Origin of the sequence: Kaistia sp. 32K (genome assembly GCF_016629525.1) — a bacterium.
In the GTDB taxonomy this organism is placed as follows: Bacteria; Pseudomonadota; Alphaproteobacteria; order Rhizobiales; family Kaistiaceae; genus Kaistia.
This window is the reverse complement of the sequence record NZ_AP024269.1, coordinates 4,781,281-4,805,029: the sequence shown is the minus strand read 5'-3', so window position 1 is coordinate 4,805,029 and position 23,749 is coordinate 4,781,281. Positions and strand designations below refer to the sequence as shown.

The 23,749-nt window shown below is 59.9% G+C and carries 21 protein-coding genes and 3 pseudogenes; 15 read left to right on the top strand and 9 right to left on the bottom strand.

The window, feature by feature from the left end:
• Window positions 1–61 precede the first annotated feature (61 nt).
• The 8 genes and pseudogenes from gshB to K32_RS22150 all read left to right on the top strand — a co-directional run bounded on the left by gshB (window position 62) and on the right by K32_RS22150 (window position 9,261).
• On the top strand, window positions 62–1,003 hold the full coding sequence (gene gshB, locus K32_RS22185; protein ID WP_201401577.1) for a glutathione synthase: 942 nt from the start codon (window positions 62–64) through the stop codon (window positions 1,001–1,003).
• Between the two features lie 115 nt (window positions 1,004–1,118).
• Window positions 1,119–1,766: pseudogene (locus K32_RS22180) on the top strand (magnesium chelatase domain-containing protein); the annotation flags it as partial.
• Window positions 1,767–2,061: 295 nt separating this feature from the next.
• Complete coding sequence (locus K32_RS22175) at window positions 2,062–2,835, top strand: hypothetical protein (RefSeq protein WP_201401575.1); 774 nt, start codon at window positions 2,062–2,064, stop codon at window positions 2,833–2,835.
• Entirely contained in the window at window positions 2,832–3,422 is a 591-nt protein-coding gene (locus tag K32_RS22170; RefSeq protein ID WP_201401574.1) for a hypothetical protein, read from the top strand. Before K32_RS22175 ends, K32_RS22170 begins: the two co-directional genes overlap by 4 nt.
• A 3-nt stretch (window positions 3,423–3,425) precedes the next feature.
• Window positions 3,426–6,863 (top strand): UvrD-helicase domain-containing protein, encoded by a 3,438-nt coding sequence (locus K32_RS22165; RefSeq protein ID WP_201401573.1) that lies wholly within the window; start codon window positions 3,426–3,428, stop codon window positions 6,861–6,863.
• A 46-nt stretch (window positions 6,864–6,909) separates the two neighbouring features.
• Window positions 6,910–7,671 (top strand): multiubiquitin domain-containing protein, encoded by a 762-nt coding sequence (locus K32_RS22160; RefSeq protein WP_201401572.1) that lies wholly within the window; start codon window positions 6,910–6,912, stop codon window positions 7,669–7,671.
• Entirely contained in the window at window positions 7,646–8,821 is a 1,176-nt protein-coding gene (locus K32_RS22155) for a ThiF family adenylyltransferase (RefSeq protein WP_201401571.1), read from the top strand. The genes K32_RS22160 and K32_RS22155 overlap by 26 nt, the downstream gene beginning before the upstream one ends.
• Window positions 8,821–9,261: a DUF6527 family protein gene (locus K32_RS22150; protein WP_371812762.1), complete on the top strand. Its 441-nt coding sequence runs from the start codon at window positions 8,821–8,823 to the stop codon at window positions 9,259–9,261. The genes K32_RS22155 and K32_RS22150 overlap by 1 nt, the downstream gene beginning before the upstream one ends.
• 680 nt (window positions 9,262–9,941) lie before the next feature.
• Here the strand turns inward: K32_RS22150 and K32_RS22145 are convergent.
• The 5 genes and pseudogenes from K32_RS22145 to K32_RS22125 all read right to left on the bottom strand — a co-directional run bounded on the left by K32_RS22145 (window position 9,942) and on the right by K32_RS22125 (window position 14,091).
• Window positions 9,942–10,871: a hypothetical protein gene (locus tag K32_RS22145; protein ID WP_201401570.1), complete on the bottom strand. Its 930-nt coding sequence runs from the start codon at window positions 10,869–10,871 to the stop codon at window positions 9,942–9,944.
• Window positions 10,872–10,958: 87 nt separating this feature from the next.
• Window positions 10,959–11,906 carry a tyrosine-type recombinase/integrase gene (locus tag K32_RS22140; RefSeq protein ID WP_201401569.1) on the bottom strand — a complete coding sequence of 316 codons (948 nt, stop codon included), beginning with the start codon at window positions 11,904–11,906 and terminating at the stop codon, window positions 10,959–10,961.
• Complete coding sequence (locus tag K32_RS22135; RefSeq protein ID WP_201401568.1) at window positions 11,903–12,289, bottom strand: hypothetical protein; 387 nt, start codon at window positions 12,287–12,289, stop codon at window positions 11,903–11,905. The genes K32_RS22140 and K32_RS22135 overlap by 4 nt, the downstream gene beginning before the upstream one ends.
• A gap of 154 nt (window positions 12,290–12,443) precedes the next feature.
• Window positions 12,444–12,659: pseudogene (locus K32_RS22130) on the bottom strand (helix-turn-helix domain-containing protein).
• Between the two features lie 1,210 nt (window positions 12,660–13,869).
• Entirely contained in the window at window positions 13,870–14,091 is a 222-nt protein-coding gene (locus K32_RS22125) for a helix-turn-helix domain-containing protein (RefSeq protein WP_201401567.1), read from the bottom strand.
• A 114-nt stretch (window positions 14,092–14,205) separates the two neighbouring features.
• On the opposite strand from K32_RS22125, the gene K32_RS22120 reads away from it, so the two are divergent.
• Both K32_RS22120 and K32_RS22115 read left to right on the top strand, forming a co-directional pair.
• Complete coding sequence (locus tag K32_RS22120; protein ID WP_201401566.1) at window positions 14,206–14,622, top strand: hypothetical protein; 417 nt, start codon at window positions 14,206–14,208, stop codon at window positions 14,620–14,622.
• 275 nt (window positions 14,623–14,897) lie between these two features.
• The gene (locus K32_RS22115; protein WP_201401565.1) at window positions 14,898–15,470 is read left to right on the top strand and encodes a hypothetical protein; all 573 of its coding nucleotides are present in this window, start codon (window positions 14,898–14,900) and stop codon (window positions 15,468–15,470) included.
• Here the strand turns inward: K32_RS22115 and K32_RS22110 are convergent.
• Window positions 15,462–16,220, bottom strand: coding sequence for an SOS response-associated peptidase (locus K32_RS22110; RefSeq protein ID WP_201401564.1), 759 nt, complete (start codon window positions 16,218–16,220; stop codon window positions 15,462–15,464). The genes K32_RS22115 and K32_RS22110 overlap by 9 nt on opposite strands.
• Window positions 16,221–16,344: 124 nt before the next feature.
• On the opposite strand from K32_RS22110, the gene K32_RS22105 reads away from it, so the two are divergent.
• From K32_RS22105 to K32_RS25105, 3 genes are all read left to right on the top strand, one after another.
• Complete coding sequence (locus K32_RS22105; protein WP_201401563.1) at window positions 16,345–16,530, top strand: hypothetical protein; 186 nt, start codon at window positions 16,345–16,347, stop codon at window positions 16,528–16,530.
• Window positions 16,531–17,332: 802 nt separating this feature from the next.
• On the top strand, window positions 17,333–17,647 hold the full coding sequence (locus tag K32_RS22100) for a hypothetical protein (protein WP_201401562.1): 315 nt from the start codon (window positions 17,333–17,335) through the stop codon (window positions 17,645–17,647).
• A 324-nt stretch (window positions 17,648–17,971) separates the two neighbouring features.
• The gene (locus K32_RS25105; RefSeq protein ID WP_201401561.1) at window positions 17,972–18,214 is read left to right on the top strand and encodes a helix-turn-helix domain-containing protein; all 243 of its coding nucleotides are present in this window, start codon (window positions 17,972–17,974) and stop codon (window positions 18,212–18,214) included.
• Window positions 18,215–18,340: 126 nt separating this feature from the next.
• Here the strand turns inward: K32_RS25105 and K32_RS22090 are convergent, their stop codons facing one another.
• Window positions 18,341–20,083 carry a recombinase family protein gene (locus tag K32_RS22090; protein WP_201401560.1) on the bottom strand — a complete coding sequence of 581 codons (1,743 nt, stop codon included), beginning with the start codon at window positions 20,081–20,083 and terminating at the stop codon, window positions 18,341–18,343.
• Between the two features lie 53 nt (window positions 20,084–20,136).
• Here K32_RS22090 and K32_RS22085 point away from each other — a divergent pair.
• Window positions 20,137–21,036: pseudogene (locus tag K32_RS22085) on the top strand (YifB family Mg chelatase-like AAA ATPase); the annotation flags it as partial.
• A gap of 387 nt (window positions 21,037–21,423) precedes the next feature.
• Entirely contained in the window at window positions 21,424–22,371 is a 948-nt protein-coding gene (locus tag K32_RS22080) for a GNAT family N-acetyltransferase (RefSeq protein WP_201401559.1), read from the top strand.
• A 6-nt stretch (window positions 22,372–22,377) separates the two neighbouring features.
• Here the strand turns inward: K32_RS22080 and K32_RS22075 are convergent, their stop codons facing one another.
• Together K32_RS22075 and grpE are read right to left on the bottom strand one after the other, a co-directional pair.
• Window positions 22,378–23,016, bottom strand: coding sequence for a trimeric intracellular cation channel family protein (locus K32_RS22075; protein WP_244669679.1), 639 nt, complete (start codon window positions 23,014–23,016; stop codon window positions 22,378–22,380).
• A 13-nt stretch (window positions 23,017–23,029) separates the two neighbouring features.
• Window positions 23,030–23,629 carry a nucleotide exchange factor GrpE gene (gene grpE / locus K32_RS22070; RefSeq protein ID WP_201401558.1) on the bottom strand — a complete coding sequence of 200 codons (600 nt, stop codon included), beginning with the start codon at window positions 23,627–23,629 and terminating at the stop codon, window positions 23,030–23,032.
• Window positions 23,630–23,749: the final 120 nt, after the last annotated feature.

Sequence of the window (23,749 nt, the reverse complement as noted above, 5' to 3'; positions counted from 1 at the left end):
CGGCATTGCCATCCGGCCCCGCCACACGACATAAGAGGCCTATTCCGCATTGGGGGCCTTCATGTCGCTTTCCGTCGCCGTCCAGATGGACCACATCGCCAACATCAACATCCGGGGCGATTCCACCTTCGCCATCATGCTGGAAGGCCAGCGGCGCGGCCACAAGCTCTACCACTACACGCCGGACCGGCTGTCGCTGAACGACGGCCGCGTCGAGGCGGCGATCGAGACCGTGACGGTCCGCGACGTGCCGGGCGACCATTTTTCGCTCGGCGACAAGGAGCGCACCGACCTCTCGACGCTCGACGCCGTGTTCCTGCGCCAGGATCCGCCCTTCGACATGGGCTACATCACGACGACGCATCTGCTCGAGCGCATCCATCCGAAGACGCTGGTGGTCAACGACCCCGCCGAGGTGCGCAACGCGCCGGAAAAGATCTTCGTCACCGAATATCCGAAGCTGATGCCGCCGACGCTGATCTCGCGCGACGCCGACGAGATCCGCCGCTTCCGCCAGGAGCATGGCGACATCATCATCAAGCCGCTGTTCGGCAATGGCGGCGCCGGCGTGTTCCGTCTTTCGGAAGGCGACCAGAACCTCGCCTCGCTGCTCGAGATCTTCTCCGCCGCCTATCGCGGCGAACCCTATGTCGTGCAGCGCTATCTGCCGGCGGTGCGGGCCGGCGACAAGCGCATCATCCTGGTCGACGGCGTCGCGGTCGGCGCGATCAACCGCGTGCCGGCGGACGGCGAATCCCGCTCCAACATGCATGTCGGCGGCCGCCCCGAGCCGATCGAGCTGACCCGCCGCGACCGCGAGATCTGCGAGGCGATCGGGCCGGAGCTGAAGCAGCGCGGCTTCCTCTTCGTCGGCATCGACGTCATCGGCGACTATCTGACCGAGATCAACGTCACCTCGCCGACCGGCATCCGCGAAGTGAAGCGTTTTGGTGGCGCCGACATCGCCTCGCTGATCTGGGACGCCGTCGAAGCGAAGCGCTGAGGTTTACAGAACGCTAACAGGATCCGCGCCGACGGCCGGCGCGGAATGTTCACGACCTGTTCTTGTATTACCCCGCAAGTTGACGTAGCGTCACTCTATAACGGGGGTGGCGAGCATGGTCGCGCATGTCACGACGGTGGCGTTCCACGGCATCGAGGCGGTGCCGGTCGACGTTCAGGTGCAGATCGGGCCGGGATTTCCCGGCATCGTCATCGTCGGCCTGCCCGACAAGGCGGTCGCCGAGAGTCGCGAGCGGGTGCGCGCCGCGCTGCATGCCTCCGGCCTCGCCTTGCCGCCGAAGCGGATCATCGTCAACCTCGCCCCGGCAGACCTTCCCAAGGAAGGCAGCCATTACGACCTGCCGATCGCGCTCGGCCTGATGGCCGGCCTCGGCGTCCTTCCGGGCGAGCAGCTGGCAGACTTCGTCGTGCTCGGCGAACTGGCGTTGGACGGCACCATCGCCACGGTTGCCGGTGTCCTGCCGGCGGCGATCGGCGCCAATGCCATCGGGCGCGGCCTGATCTGCCCTTCCGCCTGCGGCCCGGAGGCCGCCTGGGCCGGCGGCGACATGGAAATCCTCGCGCCGCGCAGCCTGATCGCCATCGCCAACCACTTCAAGGGCACGCAGGTGCTGACCCGGCCCGAGCCGGCGCTGCATCGCGACGGCGGCGCCCTGCCCGACCTGGCCGACATCCGCGGCCAGGAGAGCGCGCGGCGGGCGCTGGAGATCGCCGCCGCCGGCGGCCACAATCTCCTAGTAGTGTAGCCTATTAATTCAAGCCTGACCGAGTTCGATGAGGTCTTGCATTGAGTCCCATCGGATATGACATCCGAGGCGGGACGTTTGCGCCAGTTGCGAACATCGGCCCGCGCACCAGCCAGTGGGCTTCGCTCCCTATTCCGGCCATTCGGGCTTCGTTGACGACTTCCTGAAAGCCGCCTTTGCTGATCAGGACCGAATATGGCTCCAGTTTCTCGCAAATGACAGTTTTGTTCGGCGAAGAATCGAAGCAAACTGTTTCAAGTTCGGAATAAGTCGGAGCCCATGGCAGGGATAGATGGCGGAACCACTGCGGAAGGAGACGGGAGGTGTCGGTTATGCGCGCCCCCCGGAAGTCGAAAGGCAAATTGACGAGTTGTCGGCAATCACCGGAGAAGAGCGCATCCGTCGTTTTTCGATTCTAGACAACAAAGATCCGGACTTTGTTCGTTCGGAGTGCCTGCTGTATTTTCTTCGCAGATTCAGGGGAAGCTCGCCTCTTATCTACGAGAAAATCTGGAAGATTCTGGTTCTGCGCCTCAAGCAGGTGCTGCCCGGAGGTTGGCGCCGCGAGAATGGGCCTCTCGTGGCGGCGGAAGAGCGGGCAGCTTCCACAACGCTTGGCAAGTTCATGGAAATGTTGGCACAAGACTACAACGGCTACGATGAACGCCTCGACTTTTTTGAGGTTAGGTTCGCGGCTGCGGTGGCTGCTCTCCGACGAACGGCGTTGTCGAAAGAATACAAAGAAGGCGGGAGGGAAATAGCCCTCCCCGACGATACCGACGCAATCGACAAAATCCAGACCTCGGAGCCCGGCTTCAACCCGTTCAACTCGGGAAAATATTCAGACCCAATCTACCGAATTCGCTTGCGGACCGCGATTGATGCTCTGCCGGACGACCAACGCCAGGTGCTGATCCTTGATTGGGTGGGCATGCCTTTCACGACTAACGCCCCCACCGTCGCAACGATAGGCAGCATTGTCGGCTGCGGAGAACAGGCCGCCCGGCAGAAGCGCGACCGAGCCTACAAGGCTGTGAGGATCGCGCTGGAAGGGGATGATGAATGAACAATTCCAATGGAACACCGAATGACGAAGAGGTCATGTTGGCCTTTTCGGTCGAACCCGACCACGGCTCGGTGACGCTTCAGCGCTACATCGAGAACTATCCGCATCTGGCAAACGGATTGCTCGATCTGGCCTTGGACTTGCGGCTGTCTTTGGAAGAGAGGTCCGTAACGTCGCAAGACCTCGAAGCGCCGGAAATCCAGTCGGCTTGGGAACAATTCAACAGGATCGTTTTTGCCGAACGACCGAAGCTCACCGCCGAGCAGATAAAGCAAGTAGAGGCTTCGCTCGTCTCGATGCCGATGCGAGAGATCGGGCTACCTGTATCGGTGCTAAGCGCCATCAGGTCAGGGCTAGTGGAACTCGAAGGCTTCCCCGGGCGGTGGATAGCCAAGATCGCGTCTACCGGTGGATACGCCACGGAAATGCTGCGCTTCTACCTGACTCGGCCTCCAACCCTGCCATCGGTGAGGAGCTTTAAGAGCGAGGTCAAACCGCAGGTAGGCGGGAAAGTGACTTTTCGGTCGCTGATAGAGAGTTCGACGCTGACCGAGGCCGAGAAGACCGAGATCTTGCGGGAGGACTGACTGATGGATGGCGTCGAGATCGGACGGCGCCGGTCGGCGGCGCTATTCCAGAAAGCGCAGAGCGCTGGTGTCGACCCGTGGCAGCCTTATCTGGTGGCCGCCTTCGCCGCGAAGGTCATGGGGGTCACGGTCGAGAAGGTGGCGAAGGGGCACCCATCGTTGGCCGGCGCTAGAGCGAGCTATGATCCGGAATTCCGAGTCATTCTGCACGAAGAAACCGGTTCGCCATTTTCCGACGCATTCCTGATCGGGCACGAGCTGGGCCACGTGCTCCTCGGCGACGACAAGGTCGCAGATAGCGTGCTTACCGTCGACGAGGAGCGATGCGTCGACGCGGCTCCGGTGGGCGTGGACCGCGTTCAGGATTACGGTCGCAACCAGCGCCGCGAAATCCAAATGGATCTGTTTGCCCGCGAGCTGCTGCTGCCCCGCTCTCGCGCGCGATCCCTCCATATCGACGGAGGCCTGACAGCGACACAGATCGCCGACAAGTTAGGGGCCGCGTTCGGCGTTGTCGCCCAGCAGATGCTCGATGCCCTGCTGTTACCCGAAGTCGAAGAGCGTCCGGCAGCGGAGGTTGCCATCCGCGGCCTCAACGAAGAACAGCGCGACGCGGCCCACCACTCCGGGAGTCCGTATCTTCTCGAAGCGGGCCCGGGGACCGGCAAGACGCAGACCCTGGTCGGTCGGATTAACTGGTTGCTGGAGCAGGGAGCAGATCCGCGCGAAATATTGGTCCTCACCTTCTCCAACAAGGCTGCCGGAGAATTGGTGGAGCGCATCAGCGCGACAAATCCGAATGCAGCCGCCGCGATGTGGTGCGGTACCTTCCATGCCTTTGGGCTCGACATCATCAAGCGCTTCGCCGACGCGATAGGCATGCCGCCAATGCCCACAATGATAGACCGGGCAGACGGCATCGCTATGATCGAAAAAGAGTTGCCCGCCCTCAGGCTGGTTCACTATCGCAACTTGTGGGATCCGACTCGGGACATCAACGACATCCTCCAAGCGATTTCGCGCGCAAAGGACGAGGTTGCCTCGCCGGACGATTACCGCCGGCTGGGTGAGGCCATGATGGTGGCGGCCGAGGCAGCCGGCTCCCGTGATCCTAAGGCGATTGAGACCGCCGAGAAGGTACTCGAGGTCGCCAAGGTCTATCAGCGCTACGAAGAGCTGAAGGCGCCGAGGAAACTGCTCGACTTCGGCGACCTGGTATCACTTCCAGTCACCGTGCTCGAGCGCGATCCCGCGATCCGGAACGCTCTTGCGTCCAAGTACAAGCATGTGCTCGTCGACGAATATCAGGACGTCAACCGCAGCAGCGTGCGCCTGCTAAAGGCCATCGTCGGAACCGGGCAGAATCTCTGGGTCGTCGGTGACATCAAACAGTCGATCTACCGTTTCCGTGGGGCCTCGTCGGTCAACGTGGATTTGTTCGACAAGGAGGACTTCCCTACCGCAGAAGTTGGGCGCCTATCTGTGAACTACCGGTCCCGGGAGGAGATTGTCGACGCCTTCTCCAATTTCGCCGCTGGAATGAAGACAGCCGCCGGCCGACCGTCCAGGCTTGCCGCGGACCGGGGGGCATGCGGCCACCATCCCGAATTCCGGAAGACCGGTACAGATAAGGACGAGGTCGCGGTATTGGTGGAAGCGATCCACGAGATGAAAGCCCTCGGCCACGATTTTCGTGACCAGGCGGTCCTCTGCACGGGCAATGACAAACTGGCGCGATTCGGCGCCCGACTCGAAAGCCTGGGAATACCGGTGCTGTATCTCGGCAGCGTGTTCGAACGACCAGAGATCAAGGACCTGCTATCCATTCTAGCCGTGGTTGCCGACAGCAAGGCGCTCGGGCTGGCACGGGTCGCGACCATGAAACCATTCGCCATGTCGATGGCCGACCTCGCTTCTATCGTGGCGGAGTTGCATAGTGACAAGGCAAAGGACTGGAAGACGGCGGATCTTCCGATCGCCGGTCTTTCACCGGAAGGCCAACAAGCCCTTGTCCACCTGCGTACAGTACTGGCAGGTTTCGATAGGCAGTCGCGCCCATGGGACGTTCTCGCCCGAGTGCTTCTGGATCGAACCGTCATAGTAAGCGAAATCGCCCGGTCGAGGGTGATCGCGGATCGTGCGGCCGGCATCGCCATCTGGCAGTTCCTAAATTTCATCCGGAACGCACCCGGGACAACGGATCCGATCCTGCACATGCTCGACCGCATCCGTCGTCTGGTCTCCATCGCGGACGACCGCGACCTCAGGCAGCTGCCGCCATCAGCCCAGGGTCTGGATGCAGTGCGACTTATGACGGTCCACGGCAGCAAAGGCCTGGAGTTCCCGGTCGTGCACTTACCCGGCTTGACTGCAGCCAGCTTGCCCAGGTCGGCCAACCAGATCCAAGGCATTGCGCCGCCCGATGGGCTCGTCGAAAGCCGCGGACAAAGCGGCGTCGAGGTTCGCGCCAAGGCCCACGAGGAGGAGCAGGAATGCTTGTTCTATGTCGCCACCTCCCGCGCAAAGGACCGTCTGATCTGCTATTCGCAGTCACGCTCCGTTGACGGCAAGGCCATGAACCACTCGCCGTTCATCGATCGCATCGTCCCCGTGCCACGTATGGTAACACCGACCCTGACAGTGCCCCCGGCGCCGGAAGACAAGCCGATCAGTATCGTATTCGAGGACAAGCCCTCGTTCACCGGTCAGCAGATCCTGCAATATGAGAAATGCCCCCGGCGCTTTTTCTATAGTTACCTGCTCAAGGTCGGTGGACGGCAGACCGAAACGGCCTTCATGCGCATGCACAAAGCGACTAGATACGTAACCGATTGGATCGTCGCGCAAGACCCCGACACGGTCGAACTGATGGAGATCGAGCGCCGCCTACGGCTTGCCTTCGACGCGGAGGGTTTCGATGCTGCCGATCGAGTCGAGTACGTGCAGATAGCACGCTCGCTTGCAATGTCCCTCCACGAAAACCGGATCGGCCATATAAGGAAACCCGTTACCCGTCTCCAGTTCGACACGGGCCATGGTGTGATCGAAGTGATGCCGGACGAAGCTCTCGTGCGGGATGGGATCAACATCGTCCGTACGATCCGGACCGGCCACGCGAGCTCCAAGAGCACGGAAGATTGGGCTGCCGCCGCTTTCGTGTTGGCTGCGGGACAGCACCCTGATCGACCGCGTGCCGATCTTGTTTTCCTCGGGGACGGCACATTCGACCCAGTGGAACTCAGCCCGAGAAAACTGGAAGGCAGGCGAGTGAAGATCACCGATGCTCTCCAAAGTATCGCTGCCGGTGCGTTCGCGACAGACCCGAACCCCAGGCGTTGCCCTGGTTGCCCGGCATTTTTCTTCTGCGGTCCGATTCCTGACGGAACCCTGACAAAAAAAGCCAAATCGACCCTACCGGATTTCCCGATACGCTCAGATTAGCCCTTCAGAAGCCCCCGGATAGTCCGGGAAGCACTGGAGAACGATCTTGAGCGTCACAAGTGGTCCTGCCACCCAGGAAATTGAAGATGTCGGCATAGCAATCCGTGAGGGACGCGCCCTCAACCGTGCCAACAACTATCGCATTCAGTTCGCCAACGGCAATCTGGATTTCAAGCCCATCACAGTCCCCGATCCCGTCCCGCTGGGCCGTCAGATCCTGGCTGCCGGGGGCCTCAAGCCAAAGGCCGGGGTGAGCCTCTTCGCCATTCTGGCCTCGGGTGATTTCGAGGATATCCGGCTGGACGAACCCTTCGATCTCCGCGAGCACGGCGTGGAGCGCTTCATCGCCTTCGTCACCGACCGCGACTACAAGGCTACGGTCAATGATGCCCAGATCGAATGGGGCAAGCGCATCATCAGCGGCGCCGTCCTCTATGCCCTGGCGGAGGTCGGTGCCGATGAAGCTGTTTTCCTTGAGGTGCCGGGTGGCACCGACCGCCTGATCGAGACCGAAGATCTCATCGATCTTGACGAGCCTGGCATCGAGCACTTTATCACCGCTCCCAAGCCGCGTCAGCAGATCGAGATTATCGTTAATGCCCGCCAGCGCATCGTCGCCGGTCCGGACGTGACTTTCGAGCAGGTCGTGCAGCTGGCCTTTCCGGGCGCCCCGGAAGCCAATGTCGTGTTCTCGATGACCTACCGCCATGCAAAGTCCAAGCCCCACCAGGGTGAGCTCGGCATCGGCGGTGTCGTCACCGTCAAGAAAGGAACGACGTTCAATGTCACCCGCACTGTTCAGTCTTAATCCCGATCTCAAGCAGCTCCGCGACGAAGGCTATGTCGTGGTGCAACGCGGGGGCTATCTGGTCATGGACCAGGTGCCCTACGTTAACGCTTCCCGCCAAGTGAAAATGGGCAAGTTGATCTCCAGCCTTACAATGGCTGGGGATCGGACCTGTCCACCCGACACGCACGTGATGTTTTTCGATGGCGAGTATCCGTGCCACGCCGATGGCAGCCCCATTTCCGCAATCATGCACCAGAGCGTGACGTCGGAACTGGGCCATGGTCTAACATCACGTCACTCCTTTTCTAGCAAGCCATCTGAAGGGTACCCGGACTACTATAAGAAGATGACCGCCTATGCGAGCATCCTCGCCGGCCCTGCAGCGGTTCTGCAGCCGGGCCTGAGCCCGCGCGTCTTCCAAGTTCCTGAAGATCAGGCGACCTCGGTATTCCACTATACCGAGACCGCCTCGGACCGTGCTGGTATCGGTGCCCTCGCCGAACGTCTCGAAGGCGAGAAGATCGGCATCATCGGGCTCGGCGGAACAGGGGGCTACATCCTGGACCAAACGGCAAAGGCACCTGTCGACCAGATTCACCTGTTCGATAGCGACACCTTCCTGCAGCACAACGCATTCCGTGCGCCTGGGGCACCTTCTATCGACCAGTTGCGGACGGCAGCGCCGAAGGTGGAGTATTTCGCCTCGATCTATTCGCGCATGCACAAGGGGATCGTCCCCCATGCCGTCGACATCGACGCAAACAATGTGCACCTGCTGGAAGGCATCACTTTCGCATTTCTCTCGATGGATGCAGGTGACGCGAAGCGGACGGTGATCGCCAAGCTCGAAGCGATGGGCGTCCCTTTCATCGACGTCGGGATGGGCCTCGAACTGGTCGACGGCTCGCTCGGCGGCATTCTCCGCGTCACCGCTAGCACGCCCGCCAAGCGCAATCACGTCCATAACGGGCGCATCTCCTTCCATAGCGCACCGGCTGATGCTGTCTACGCTACCAACATCCAGGTCGCCGACCTCAACATGCTCAACGCGGCCTTGGCTGTGATGAAGTGGAAGAAACTGCGCGGCTTCTACCGCGACCTCGAGAATGAACACCACAGCACCTTCACGACGGATGGCAACATGCTGCTCAACGAGGACAGGCAATAATGCTCCATGCGCGTCTCGAGCACCGCTTCACCTCCCTCATCCCGGACAATCTGGAGCCCGGGATACTCTATATCTCGATGGAATATGCGACTGCCGCCCATGGTTGCTGCTGCGGGTGTGGCGAGGAGGTCGTCACACCGTTCACGCCGACCGACTGGCGCATCGACTTCGACGGAGAAACCGTCTCGCTCAGTCCCTCCGTGGGCAGCTGGACGCTACGGTGCCGCTCGCACTACATCATCAAGCGCGGCAAGGTCATCAAAGCCGGGGCGTGGAGCGATGATCAGGTGGAGACGGAACGTCGCCGTGAGCGTGACGCCAAGCAGCGCTACTACGGCCAGATCAATACCGCGCCGCCCTACTTCCATTCCGCGCCGCCCGAGGTACCGGAGAAGAGGAATAGCTTCATCGTTCGCTTCAGGGACTGGCTCGGCCTTTAGCGGTGGGACTTGGATCAACAACCCGCCTTCGAGCGAGCTGGCTAGCCTCCGTCGCGCCATCTATTGCGGCGTCGCTAGGTGCAGTGCCATCGATGTTCAATTTCACCGTCGCCGCCGCACCGGAGCAAGCCTAAGCCTGCCAAACGTTTTCGTGGGCTAGGCACGATCGTTCAAGCTTAAGCAGCTTATACAGAACGCAACGAACGTCCGCTCCCGAGAAATGCCTCGTCCCTCCAAAACGGCGAGCTGAGGACTTTGCCGCGGATGCTCGTTGACGAGGTGAGGGGCAGCTTTCCCGGCGTAGTCGCCTGAAACCTGCCAATCCGTTTCCCACCCTGCTTGGAGGTTGTGGCGACCTGAGCGGACACGGCATTACGGGCGATCGCCAAGACCGCCTTAAAGGCCGAGATTGGGCGCAAAAGCGATCATTCACATTCACATGCTCGGACGCGGGCAGACCATGCCCCCGATCCACAAGGCGAGCAGCTTATATTCACTTTTACTAGTAGCGGATTATTTTAGAAATAACGAACGCTGGTGAGAAGCCTGCTCCTGAAAGGCCAACGACTAAGCCGATAGCCTATTTTTACAGTCAAATCTCAACGAAACACGCTGCACCGCGACCTCACTTTATAAACTGAAGTGAATTCACTATAACATTTAACAAGGTACATATCCAATCAAGGCGACCGAAAGCCTTCTTGAAATCCATAGTATATACTTGTACTTCGTCGCCTACCCCCCGCGACCAGTCGGCTTAAAGATATGAACTCACCTAGATTTTTGTCATCTATATACTCTCCGTTCTCAAAATCGTTGCCCTCGAACGAGTATTTAAATCGATATTGATCTTTAAATGCGTAGCTGGAAATTTTAGCCATCGAGTCCTCAATGTTCTTTGAGGCATGCAGCTTCTGCACATAAAGCTGCCTGGAATGCTGCCCATACTCGGACTTTAAAACATCAAGGGCGCTTCTCATCCTTGGCTTTGAAGGGTCAGTTTTATAGATATTTGCCATTAGAACATGCCAGTGAACCAGAACGAGCGTGTCTGCGGCTTCAAGCTCAGAGCGGTTGGGAGCCGAATCCAACAGCGCAAGAATTTGTTCCTTTTTTACAGCTGAATTTTCAGCGTTCATTTTCCGCCAGTGGCCCAGGCTCACTAGCTCCAACTCGTACGCCCCCTCGATCCAAAGCCACGGACGCCCCCTGCGAAGCTTCCGAAAGATCTTTCGACCGTCTTCTATGGCTGCAATGACACAATTTTGGTTCATCGTAGTTAAGGCAATAAGCCCGCTGACATGCCGAACCTCCTCGCGAATCGCAGCCTCGTCGCCCTTGAAGGTCTGCAGGAGATAGTCGGTTATCCGCCGCCTCGAGGTTTCTCCAAGTTCCCGACGACAGGTGGCGCAGTAGGTGCTCCCACAACGTCGATTGGTTCGGCATTCTCTAATCGCGGCGGCAAGTTCGTGATGACCGGCAGCCGTGAGTGCAGTCTGAAAGCGCTTCTTTTTGGCAATGCCGCGAGGAGCCGTTCCGGGCGACAAGATGCTAGGAACTCTCTCTCTTATATTAATCTTCTCAATGTTCGCCGCTATATTTCCAATCATATCCTCTATAGACTCCTACAATTCTTCAAATGCATATGATTATATATAAATAATAGAAGTCATATTAAGTAAATAAATGCCTTTATTTTAGAAATAGATTTTTTCAACCTCATCGAGCTGAACATCATCACCCCTTCGGTCGTAAAGTTGCGTGGTGCGAATCGACGTATGATTTGCCATCAGTGCGGCATACTCGATAGTTCCGCCATTCATCAGATAGCTGGTAATGCCCGTGGCACGGAATGTGTGGCAGCAGACCGGCGAAATAACGCCAGCCTTTCTCGCTCTCTCCCTAACCATATTGTACGCGTTAGCATGAGCTAGCCGACGGCCTGACAGGCGAGCGGCCCCCTTTGCGATCGACTGAAAGAGGGGGACTTTCGGATCCTCAGCGAGATCCGCAGCGTCGAGGTACTCCATCAGGCATGCTTCAAGAGTGTGGTGGCATGGCATCTCGTGAACGCTGCCACCTTTTTCAAAGAGCCTGATCCACAGACGACGACCGACGCTAAAGACGCTTCCTGTGTCTAGCTTCAGGGCGGCTCCAATTCGAGCAAAGCTATATGCCATCGTCGCGATCAAGGCCCTGTCCCGGAGCCCTTTGATCGTTGTATTCTCAATGCTACCGAGGATTTTCCTGACATCAGCGCCCTCGATCACAGGGGTGGTGCCCCTCTTCACCGAAAAGCGCGGTCCCTTCACGTAGGCTGCAGGATTGGTTGCCAAAACTCGTTGAGCGGTAAGGAACTCGAAAAACCGCTTTATGGCTGCAAGCTTTTGCTTCGCGGACGCTGGAGCACCACGTTCCAGCTGCTCATCAAGCCAGGCAGCGATATGAAGCGAGGACACGTCCTCCAACTGAGCTAAGCCACGGATCCGGCACCAAGCCAGGAGCTCTGAAGTGGCCCGGGCATAGGCCTTTCGCGTATGGCCGTTCCGTATCTGAGCAGCAAAGAATTCAAGAACTGCCTTGTTCATCGCTGCGGTTTCACCAGGCAAAAGAGGCAGCCCATGCTGCTCTACGAGCCAATTCATGCTCTTCGCCGAGCCGTTGCGATCACAGCGGCCTCCTCTCCGAGGGTGACAGGGTCAAAAATGAACCCGTTCTCGGTCAAAGCCATTGGGACCTTCGCAGCTGCGGAGACGAGATCCACATGCAGCCGGAATTCTCGGGCTACATCCCCACGCAGGATCCATTCCTTCAGCGACGGCTCTTCCAGAAGATCACAGAGCCCCTCGATACGAGCAAATACGACGACGCTGAGCGCCTCAGCAGCTTCATGATCTTCGACCAAGCGGAGCACCTCAGTCTCAACGGCGCGCCACCGCCTCGAATGTATATTTCTCAACGCGATGGGGATCCTTTCGATCGCTGCCAGCGCTGACGACAAAATTTTTGCAGAGACCTCGATCTTCATAGCGAACCAGCCACTCGACAACGACATTTCGAGGCTAAATATGAATAAAATCCTATATCTCGTAAAGGCATGCCCATGCTTTGCGGACGTGCAGTCTCGCTTACGCTCGATCGAACCACGAATTCGGCGCAAAGCCTTTTGGGAAGGCAATCGATCAATCAGCGAGCAGATCGGGTCTGACTAGCTCAACGTGATCCACTCCGAGCGCTTGGGCTAACTCGTAAAGCGTGATCACTGTTGGATTGCGCTGTCCACGCTTAAGACCGCTGAGATACTACTGGCTGAACCCCGAGCGCTGCTCGACCTGCTCCTGAGTCAGTCCCTTTTCCCGACGTCGGCGTGCAAAGTTCCGACCGACCAATTGGCGCATATCACTGCGCTAGCGGGTGACCCATTTCGCGATCGCGCATTATCAACTATAGTATGTAAAGGGAAGCTCTTAGCGGAATGGGGGAGGTGAAATGCACTTCGCTAGAAATCTTGCCAAATCGTCGTATTGCCTTCTCATGACCGCCCATTGCGTCGGCGGGAGCGCTGTAGAAGGCCGAGCACTCTGGCAACACTCTTCGTACGGGGGAGGAACAGTCGGGTCTTGGTGCGCACTGGTGCAGAGATCCTTCATAAACCGCTGACCAACTCCGAACTGAGATGAACTATGATGTCTTTTAACGCTTTGATAGCCGCTCTGCCCGCATGGCGCGCTTACCTGCTAGCAGGCCTTGGGGCGATTCTGATGCTCGCTGCGAGTGCGTTTTTCAGGGGCCCAGGAACCTCGGACGCGTTCCACACTGTCGCAATCTTATTCTCTATATTTGGTCCCCTTTTCTACGTGATCCTCGTGCGGAGAGGCAGAGGGAAAAGGCTGACGGGTGTTCCCGCTTCCAATCAGGCAACGCCATCACCAGCCACCAGCGAAACAGGGGCGATCCCGCCTGCCAACGCAAGTCCCACAAAGCCAAAGTCAAAGGCGATCCTTCTCGTTCCAATCTGCGGCCTTCTCGTTTTTGCCGCCCTGCAGAATGACGCCCTCACGGGTGAGGCAGCCCAGGACACGGTCCTTAAACATCTTCCTCTTGGTAGCCTCTACTCCATCACTGGCGTCTCGTCCCCAACCCTAAGCATTTTTAACGACAATAACGATGCATTGGTCTACCTGCAGAAGAGGGAGTCTCGAGAGGTAGTGACGATACCCGTAACCGTACTAGGTCGATGCCTCTTTGGGTGTCGAGTACTCTATACCCCCGCACTTCTGAACGCCTTGGCGACGAATGACTAGGTTCTGCGCGCAGCCCGGATGAACCAGAGGGTCACTGCTCTGAGTGAACCAGCTTTCCTTGCTCCCAGGCCCAAAGGCGGGGGGCAGGCGAGGCGGAATTGTGAATTCATCAGCCAGCCAAGCCGATGACGATCAGAATTCCAGAGCGTCCTCTTAGCGCTTGTTTCATTGGCCGGTTCGCCGTAGCTGGTTGCTGCTAGAAGGCGCCTTGCTCGCGGTGGGGCTTTTCCACCCGGCGGCCGTTGGAGCTCCGAGGGCTCCGCAGGATGAAATCCAAGCGGATGAGGCGGCAACCCTGCCGCGTCTAGTCGGACAGCAGATCGGGTCGGACTAGCTCAACGTGATCCACTCCGAGCGCTTGGGCTAACTCGTAAAGCGTGATCACTGTTGGATTGCGCTGTCCACGCTCAAGACCGCTGAGATACTGCTGGCTGAACCCCGAGCGCTGCTCGACCTGCTCCTGAGTCAGTCCCTTTTCCCGACGCAGGCGTGCAAAGTTCCGACCGACCAATTGGCGCATATCCATGCGCCAACCGGTGACCCATTTCCTAATCACATTTTATCAACTAAAGTATGTAAAAGTCGGTTGATCGAATTTGGGGGAAGCATGGTCTGGGGACGAGGTGTGCTGGAGTACGGATTGAGTGTGCTGCTTGCCGGCTCGGTGGTCACCGGAGCCGCCGCCTACAGCGAAGCTGTCGCCGACCCGGGGCTCACAAAGGCCTATTTAGGTGTCTGGGTGACACACCGCGATCAGTGCAACGGCGACCCAATGGAGATAAACGCTCCCTTCCTATCCATCGGTCACAAAAGCCTTGAGACACCCGGCATGGATTGTCAGATCGATCGATTTCTCTATTCCACAAAGGGCGACGGCAAGGACATCTTCACGACAGGCTTCATTGATGCGACCTGCACGATTGAGGAGACTCCCGGAGAGGCGATGCGCTTCAATCTCGAATGGATCAAACCTGGAAAGACCCTTCGAGTGGGTGAAGAACAGCCAGGCAATGGCAACCACTGGTACAGCCAGCCCCTCACAAAATGTCCAAAATAGTGCAAGCTGAGCGATGTCCGCCGCAAAAGCCCGAAAAGGGGACGACGATCATATTCCGAGGCGCTGCTAGCCGGTCAACCTGGCGGCAGCGCGAAGGCGCGACCATTTTCGCTGTCGTAGAGCGATGGATCAGCCGGCCCAGCGCCGCCGGCCGACATCGATCCATCGCGTTGCAGAGGTTTGCCTCTACCTAGATTGCGGTACTTGCTAGAACCTGCCTAACACCTATGATTGCATCCTCACGAAGCACAATCGATTGGGCGGGAGACCAGGTCATGGCAAATGGCAACGAGGTCCTCGTTGAGGAGGTCCTGAACTACGGGACCGGATTGAGCACTGCGGATGGCAGCCCTCTGGTGGTGCTATGGCTCGAAGTCGCAGGAGGGCAGCTCCTACTAGGCCTCCCCCCACACCTGCTACCGCAGCTAGTCGACGTCCTAACGGATGCCGCAGCTCAAGTGGAGGAGGAACTTCAGGACGCACTAACGGTCCAAATGCGCATGAGGCAAGACATCACGGGCCGGGATATGCCCGACAACACTGGTGACAGGCGCCTGTGCGAATTCAGACGCCACTTTCCCGGTTACCCTGAGTCCGACCTTCCCGAGATTCCTGAAGAATGGAACGATCAGTCAAGCGACTGTAGTCTTTATCCCTCCTGGGTTGTTGGCCACATGCGGATTTTCGTCGAATTTGCGGACCCCAAGCTGAGAGAGGACCCGGAGTCGCCCCGATTTTCCGTCTGTGACGAGAGGGTTCATTGGATGGATGAGCTCCTCGCCACAGACAACTGGCAGGAAGTGTTGGCCTTTGTTGAAGCCAACCACATGCGCAACGGCCTACAGTAGAAGCGGCTCGGCCGGCGGCTCGATGGACGACGCCTCGCCGCCATCTTCTTTGGTTCCACGAGCGACGATCAGCAGGCTGTCGCCCGGTAGCGGCCGCTGCAGTGCGAGGGCCTCGTTCGCCGGCGCCCTCATCCAGACATCGATCTCCTCCGACGTCGTCAGGATCACCGGCATCGCCTTCGGATGAATAGGCGCCACGACCTCGTTCGGCTCGGTGGTCAGGAAGGCGAACAGGTCGTTCGTCGTCTCACCCTCCCTCACCTTTCGGACGCTCGTCCAGGTGGTCCAGATCCCGGCGAAGAACCCCAGCGGCCGGTCCTCGGCCAAGGCGAACCAGACGTCGCCACCTTCGAGCTTGTTGAACTCCGAGAATGAGGTGAAGGGCACGACGCAGCGGCTCTCGACGCCGAGCCAACGCTGCCAGTGCTTGCTCGTCACATTCCGGACGTTGGTCGTTCCGGTGTCCGGCTCCATGCGGAGCAGTTCCTTGAAGTCGACCTGATGCCCTTTCGCCTGCAGCTTGGCGGCACGCTTCTTCGTCGCCTCCATGAGCGCGAACTGCGACGATGGCATGCCCCATCTAGCGAACGCCAATTCCCGCACGCCGTCCACCGCGTTCCGAACGATCGGTGCCGGGTAGTCGGGAAAGATGCCTGGCAAAGGCGGCAGATTGCCCGCGTGGTCGCGCAACGCTTTGGCGAAGGCGCGGATGGCATCCTGCGTTCTGGTCATCGAATAGAGGTTGCACATGGGCCGAAGCCTACCGGGGCCCCCGCAAAATGGAAGTCCTCGCCGTCAACAGCCCCGCACGGTGCCGCATTGACTCCAGAAGAGATGAGAACAAAATAGGAACGGAAGCCTAGAGGAGAGCGCCATGGGCCGGTCCGCGGAAGCCTTTGAGGAAGAACAGCGAGCTCTGGATGCCAGGGTCGAGAGCCTGCTCGCCGCCCATCGCGGCGACCCGCGAGCCGTCATCGAGATGCTGTTGCTGGCGGCCGACAGCCGGGCCGAGCGCATTTCATACGGCTATGTGCGCGGTCGCTTGCCGGACCAGCAATGACCACCCGCCGACCTCTTTCGCCTTGGGCGGTCCTCGCCAGGCTGGAGCAAAAGGTCAACCGACAGAGGGAGGTGCGACTCACACCGGATACGGCGCTCCTGCTGTTGCAAGCGTTGCGCGCCTATCTCGCCAACCCCCGTCGGGACGAAATCGCCGCGGTGATCTGCATGCGGCAACATGTCAAACGGCAGCCTTGCCAACCGCTGTGCCGGCGGTGCCGGGAAACAGCATGGGAATTGAAATGCCTGATGATGGGGGAAGAGAAGGTATTCGGAGAGGAGTGGGACCGGCGATGAAGCGGCCGCTGAGTTCAGGCGGAATAGGCGTAGATCCAGACAGCCACGCGCCACCAAATCAGGACCGAGACTGCGATCAGCGCCGAATAGACGAGCGCACGTAGGATTACCTCGTATCTGCCAATCATCGTCCTACCCCCTGGCCTCACGAAATCCTCTGATCGTGCCTGACAGCATTTGCCCCTCAGCCTCAGGGCAATCGGAGAGGCCCCCAAAAAACGCAAACGCTGGCGGGACGACACCAGTCAACGAAGGGAGTAGCGACCTCAGACGATTGGATAGTCCGACCGCTCGGACACCGCGAGGCGATCACCCCATTTGCGGACTACACTTAAACAGTAAGTCAATCCACAATCTACAATTACCAACAGAATCGATCAGCAACCTGATGATCAGATTTTTGTGTCATTTTCTGGACGTCAAGGCAGTAAATTACCTCATCACGAATATTTTACTTCAAATTTCGAATTGATATGGCAGCTTTCCGTCGGGGAAATCAAATAGACATGAGGGCTGACAGCATGCACGCAACAGCGTCGTATATCAGGGATTTGTCAAAACAACTTAGCAATATGGCAAAAAAACACCGGATGCTTCCTCTTGCCCAAACGCTCAAAGAAGCATCCAAAGAAGCAGCCAAGATTGCCGATACACCAAACGAAGCAGGAATGCCTTCAAACAATTCTGGAGGGAATTTCGCAAATGCTTCATCTGGCCAGAAAAAACGACCTCTCCGAGACGGCAAAAGCGCTCCTAAACGCCCAAGACGAGGCGCAAAAGCACCTATCGAAGGGCAGCAAGCACTAGTCGGTGGGGATTGAGATGGCCGCTCTAACAGGGACACCACTTCGAAGCGCCAAAAGCCTCAGAGCCAAATGGGCCCTCAGCTTCTCGGATTGGGTCAGGTCAGGGGTGGATGGCCACACTGCTTGCGTCATCGAGACCTACAGGATCTGGCATCGACCCGAGGATGGCCAGATCATACTGATGATCAATGCCGGCCTCCCGAGCCGGCAAGCTTGGGGAATCACCCCGGACGATGCATTCCGACTGGCAGACGCCCTCTGGGGTGCGTGTGAAAAGGCGGAACTCGAAGCGCCTCAATCTCACGCGCTCGAACTCCCGTCGGATCTCGAGCCGCTGCCATGACGGCGTCCGGCCCCATCGACGCAGCAATCGGTCAGCGCGTCCGAGAGCTCCGGATCGAACGGCATATGTCGCAGGAGAGATTTGGCGAACTTGTCGGAGTTACGTTTCAACAGATCCAAAAATACGAGAAGGGCAAGGACAGGGTCAGCGTCTCGACGATGCTGAAGATGTCTCAAGCGTTGGGGGTCCTTCCGTCAAGTATCTGCGATATCGATATGGCCTCTGAGGAGGGCGACTAAACGTGCCCGTTGATGGCCGCCTCCGGCACCAAGCCCGCTCTGCAAACATGCTCGGGTTGGCCCGTCCGTGAGTCGGCCAAGCGAAAGCACTCTGCGGTGAGCCCAGCTCGCGATATATAAATAAGGTTATATATCCTCAACGTCCAAATCGATGGCCTTGCTCTGGCCTGCTACGATCTCGTCCCGAAGTTCGAACGGATCGTCATCAGGGAACACAATTCTCATGGCACCATTTTTGAATTTTACCGCAAAGTAGCGTCCCTGCTGCTCTGCCTTCCGCGGCATTCGCATGATGCTCTCGATTTCGGCCGCGTCGGGATGGTCGGCGAATCCTTCGAGTTCCCGCGTCCGCAGGATTTTCGCTTCAATTCGATCCGCCGCACTGTCAGGTGAGACCTCCAGAGTGTGAATCAGATTCTTGAGCTTCGCCGCTATTGACGATCGCAGCCGATAGGTGTCAGGCGCTGACCGATCTTGAAGTTCACGGATCAGATTTTGCACGTTCTCCCTCTGCGCGTAGAATGACGGGGAAGAGAGATCGAGTTGGTTTAGCTGCTGATGCAAGGAATCGAATTCGGTTTTTGCCTGTACTATTGAAGCATCCAGCGAAAGAACTTTCCCGGAGAAATATTCGGACTTGGATCTCATATACAGCTCAAACGCTCGCTCCCTATTTTCCTCTTGTATTGCGATTTCGCCAGATTTTGCTGCGACTTGCCGCTCCAGGTCACGTCGAAACGTCTCTCCCGCCGCTGCGCGGACGATGGGTTCGAGATCTAGTTCGGTTACGAGCGCCAAAAATGACGCCTCAAAGTCATCGTAACGCCAGGCGCTCGCAGTGCAGTCCAGCGCCCGGATTGCCTTGCTGCACCGGATGTAAGTGCCACCCTTTGGCGGCTTCCCCTTGGAGAGAAAATGCAAGGTACCCTTGCAATATGCGCACCTTGCCAAACCAGAAAACAGATTGCTGACGTGCTCTCCCTTCCGACCGCTCGAGCCCACTCTTCGGTCTATTGCCGCAGCTCGCGCTCTATAGAAGAGGTCCTCGGCGACAATTTGGGGGTAGTAGTCCGCTATCTCATCGCCGGTAGGTATCCGCTTGCCATCAATTAGTCGGTGAGGCTGAAAGCAACCAAGCACCGATCGATTCACGAGAATTTTCTTGACCGATGACGAATGCCAACCCTGTGAATTTCCAAATGTGGGAATTCCGTCTTGATTCAGGCGCCTGGCAATAGCGAAGGCCCCTTGTCCAGCTTCACTCTCCTCGAAAATGCGCCTAACGATCTCAGTCCGTGACTCAATCTCATCAAACCCACTACGGTCAGGCTTGAGGACGAGCCATGCCGGACATTGAGCAGTCAGTTTCGTGGAACTGCCGCGCGTTCTTTTGCTTTCCCAAGCGGCCGCGACGCGGCGACTTTTCAGATCGCTCTCCTCATGCGCCCGCCCCATAATCAGGATGGAATACATCAGGTCCATCGTATCTGGCGTGCTGCCGTATATCCGGCCGTCAGCCAACGTGACAATGGTAATGCCGTTACTAATGATATCCAGAAAGAGCGCCAGCGATTTGGAAACCTGCTGCCGGCTAATTCGATCCAGCGACTCCACCAAGAGGTATGAACCAGCGGATATCCGGCCACTCTTGATAGCCTCCAAAAAACGGCTCAACGCTCCTTCAGATGCGTTGGCGCCCTTGAAGGCTGAGATTCCCAAATCCTCAAGCCTAAAATCCTCGTCGAGTTCTAAGCCATGGTCCCGGGCGTAGACCTGCGACAATTCGATCTGACGGCGTCGGCTGTCTCCCAGGATCTGCGCTTCCGAAGACATTCGAATATATGAGTAGGCTCGCGCAAGCTGCATCATTGGCTCTCTGCTAACAATCTCAATAACATAGCTGAGCCGACTCAAATTTAATAGGCTACAACATCCTGATGGCCGGCCCTCCCGGCGCGGGAAAATCGATGCTGGCGAGCCGGCTGCCCTCGATCCTGCCGCCGCTGGCGCCGAAGGAGCTGCTCGAGGTCTCGATGATCGCCTCGATCGGCGGCGAGCTGATCGGCGGCAAGCTGACCGACCGCCGCCCCTTCCGCGCCCCGCACCACTCCGCCTCGATGGCCGCCATGGTCGGCGGCGGGCTCCGCGCACGACCGGGCGAGGCGTCGCTCGCCCATCACGGCGTGCTCTTCCTCGACGAACTGCCGGAATTCACGCCGCAGGTGCTCGATTCACTGCGCCAGCCGCTGGAGGCGGGGGAGGTGGTGATCGCCCGCGCCAATCATCGCGTCAGCTATCCCTCGCGGTTCCAGCTAGTTGCGGCAATGAACCCGTGTCGCTGCGGGCTGGCCGGCGAGCCCGGTCATAGCTGCGCGCGCGGCCCGCGCTGCGCGGCCGACTACCAGGCAAGGCTGTCCGGTCCCTTCCTCGACCGCATCGACATGCGCATCGAGGTGCCGGCCGTCACGGCGACGGACCTGATCGGCGCGTCGGCCTCGGAGGCAAGCGCCGCGGTCGCCGCTCGCGTCGCTGCCGCTCGCGAGGTTCAGGCCGAGCGGTATCGGGGCGTTGAGGCTGCCGGCATCAATGCCCGTTGCGCCACGGCGCTGATCGAGACCGTCGCTGCCCCCGATGCCGCAGGAACGCGGCTGCTGCAGGACGCGGCGGCGGCGCTGAAGCTTTCCGCGCGGGGCTATCACCGCGTGCTGAAGGTGGCGCGGACGATCGCCGACCTCGACGGCGCGGAACAGGTCGGACGGCTGCATCTGGCCGAGGCGCTGAGCTACCGGGTCGGCGGCGAGCGGGTTCTGGCGGCGGCCTGACCGGCGATCCGCAGGATCGACCGGGGCGGGCGGCACCCATCGGGCCAGCGCGACACGGCCCGGAGGTTCAACCGGGCCGGGGCTGGCCGGCTGCATCGACCGGCCTATGTGAGCGCAACAGCGGCAGGATTGCCCGGCCGGCCGCGCGGTCAGCAGATCAGCTCGGCATATCAGGTGACCATGTCAGGTGGGCCAATCGGCTGGCAGGTCGCCCTGCCCGGCCGGTTTGCCGCCCGAACAGCAACTGTCGCCGCGGCCCGTCGGGTCGGCATGGCCCGGGCCGATCCTCCCTTCGCCGCCACCCTTCGTCACCAAACTGTCGGAGACCTGTGCTTTGGTGGCGGCCCGGCCGAAAAGCCGGCATCGCGGAAGACGGAGACAGAGACGATGGCCAAGCGCGATCTTGCAGCGATATCCCAGGAGGCGCTGCGCATTTCCGGCGCAACCGTGGCCCTGCCGGCACTATCGCAGCTTGTATTCGGCGGTATAAAGCTGTCGATGTCCAAGTCCCTTCGCCCTGCCCCCGCATTGCCTGAACCTCTCGGTAGGATCGGTTCGCTCGAAGTGCGCCTCGCGACCACGCCGCGCGAGGTCAAGAAGGCGCAGAAGCTGCGCTACAAGGTGTTCTACGAGGAGATGTCGGCGATCCCCGACATGCAGGCGCAGCTGTCGCGGCGCGACCGGGACGGCTTCGACAAGATCTGCGACCACCTGCTCGTCATCGACCACGACACCCGCACCAGCGCCGGCGAATCCGCCATCGTCGGCACCTACCGCCTGCTGCGACAGGAGGTGGCCGAGCGCCACACCGGCTTCTACTCGGCCAACGAGTTCGATATCGGCGCGCTCGTCGAGCGGCACCAGCGGCTGAACTTCCTCGAGCTCGGCCGCTCCTGCGTGCTGAAGCCGTATCGCACCAAGCGCACGGTCGAGCTGCTCTGGCACGGCATCTGGAGCTATGTGCGCAGCCACAAGATCGACGTCATGGTCGGCTGCGCCTCGCTGGAGGGCACGGATCCGGACGCGCTGGCGCTGCCGCTCTCCTTCCTGCATCACAATGCCCGCGCCCCGGCCGAATGGTCGGTGAGCGCCATCGCCGGCCGCGGCGTGCCGATGGATCGGCTTGGCGAAGCCGAGATCGACATGAAGGCCGCGCTGAAGACCCTGCCGCCGCTGATCAAGGGCTATCTCCGCCTCGGCGCCTATATCGGCGACGGCGCGGTCGTCGACCGCCAGTTCGGGACGACGGACGTGCTGATCATCCTGCCGGTGCAGTCGATCAGCGAGCGCTATGTGAACCACTACGGCGTCGACGCGACACGCTACGCCGCGTGAGGGCGATCAACGCGGCGGGATCTGGCGTCCCGGCCGCGAGCGATAGGCCGGTAACGTCCAGCCGAAGGTGAGCGCGCCGGCGCGGACGAAGAAGGCGGAGAAGGCGCCAAGCAGCGCCGCCGGCCAGAACGGCACGCCGACGAGCGTCGCCACCACGAACAGGCCGGCGCCGGCAACCGTGGCGGTGATGTAGATTTCCTTGCGCAGCAGGACGGACGGCTCGCCGGCGACGATATCGCGGATGATGCCGCCGAAGGTCGCGGTGACGACGCCCATCACGACGGCGCCGAGCGGGCTGGCGCCGGCATCGAGCGCCCGCGCCGCCCCCATCACGCAATAGCCGGAAATGCCAATGGCGTCGGCCCAGAGCAGCAGCCGGTAGCGATATTCGACGAAGGGCGCCAGGAAGAAGGTCGCGACCGCCGTCGCGATGCACACCACGACATAGGCGGGCTGGACGATCCAGAACACGGGCGTGGTGCCGAGGATCACATCGCGCAGCGTGCCGCCGCCGACGCCGGTGATCGCCGCCAGGAATGCGAAGCTGACGATGTCGAGCTGCCGGCGCGAGGCGGCCAGCGCGCCGGTCAGCGCAAAGACGACAACGCCGAGAAGGTCGAGGCCGAAGAGCAGGGACGCGTCCACGGCCTCTCCCGGATCAGGCGGAGCGGGACGCGGCGGCGTCGTTTTCCGGCTTCGGCTCCTTCGGCTTGGCCGGGCCCTTGGCGACGCCGACCATGGCCGGGCGCAGGACGCGGTCGCCGATGACGTAGCCGGACTGCATCACCTGCAGCACGGTTCCCGCCGGCTGCTCCTCGGTCGGAATCTCGAACACGGCCTGGTGCAGGTGCGGATCGAACTTCTGGCCGAGCGGCTCGAGCTTGCGGACGCCGTGCCGCTCGAGCGAATTCTGCAGGTCGCGCTCGGTCATCTCGACGCCGTCGATCAGGGCCGTCAGCGCCTCGTTGCCGGTGCGCGCCTCGTCGGGGACGGCGTCGATCGCGCGGGCCAGGTTGTCGCCGGCCGTCAGCATGTCGCGGGCGAAGGCGGCGATGCCGTACTGACGCGCATCGGCGACCTCGCGCTCGGTGCGGCGGCGCAGGTTTTCCATCTCGGCGACCGTGCGCAGGACACGGTCCTTCAGTTCGGCGGCTTCCGCCTCCAGGGCCGCGATGCGCGCCGCGGCGACGTCGGCCTCTGCCGAGGCCGCTTCAACGGCAGGCTCGGTCGGGGGCACGGACTGGGTATCGTCGGACATGGCGAACTCTCGCTTTTTATCAGGACAAAAGGGTTAGGCCCGATATCATGAGTTTGCGGCAGAAAATCAAGCTCTTGCCCGTCCGGAGGCCGGATGGCGCTGCCGCGCGGCCAATCCGGC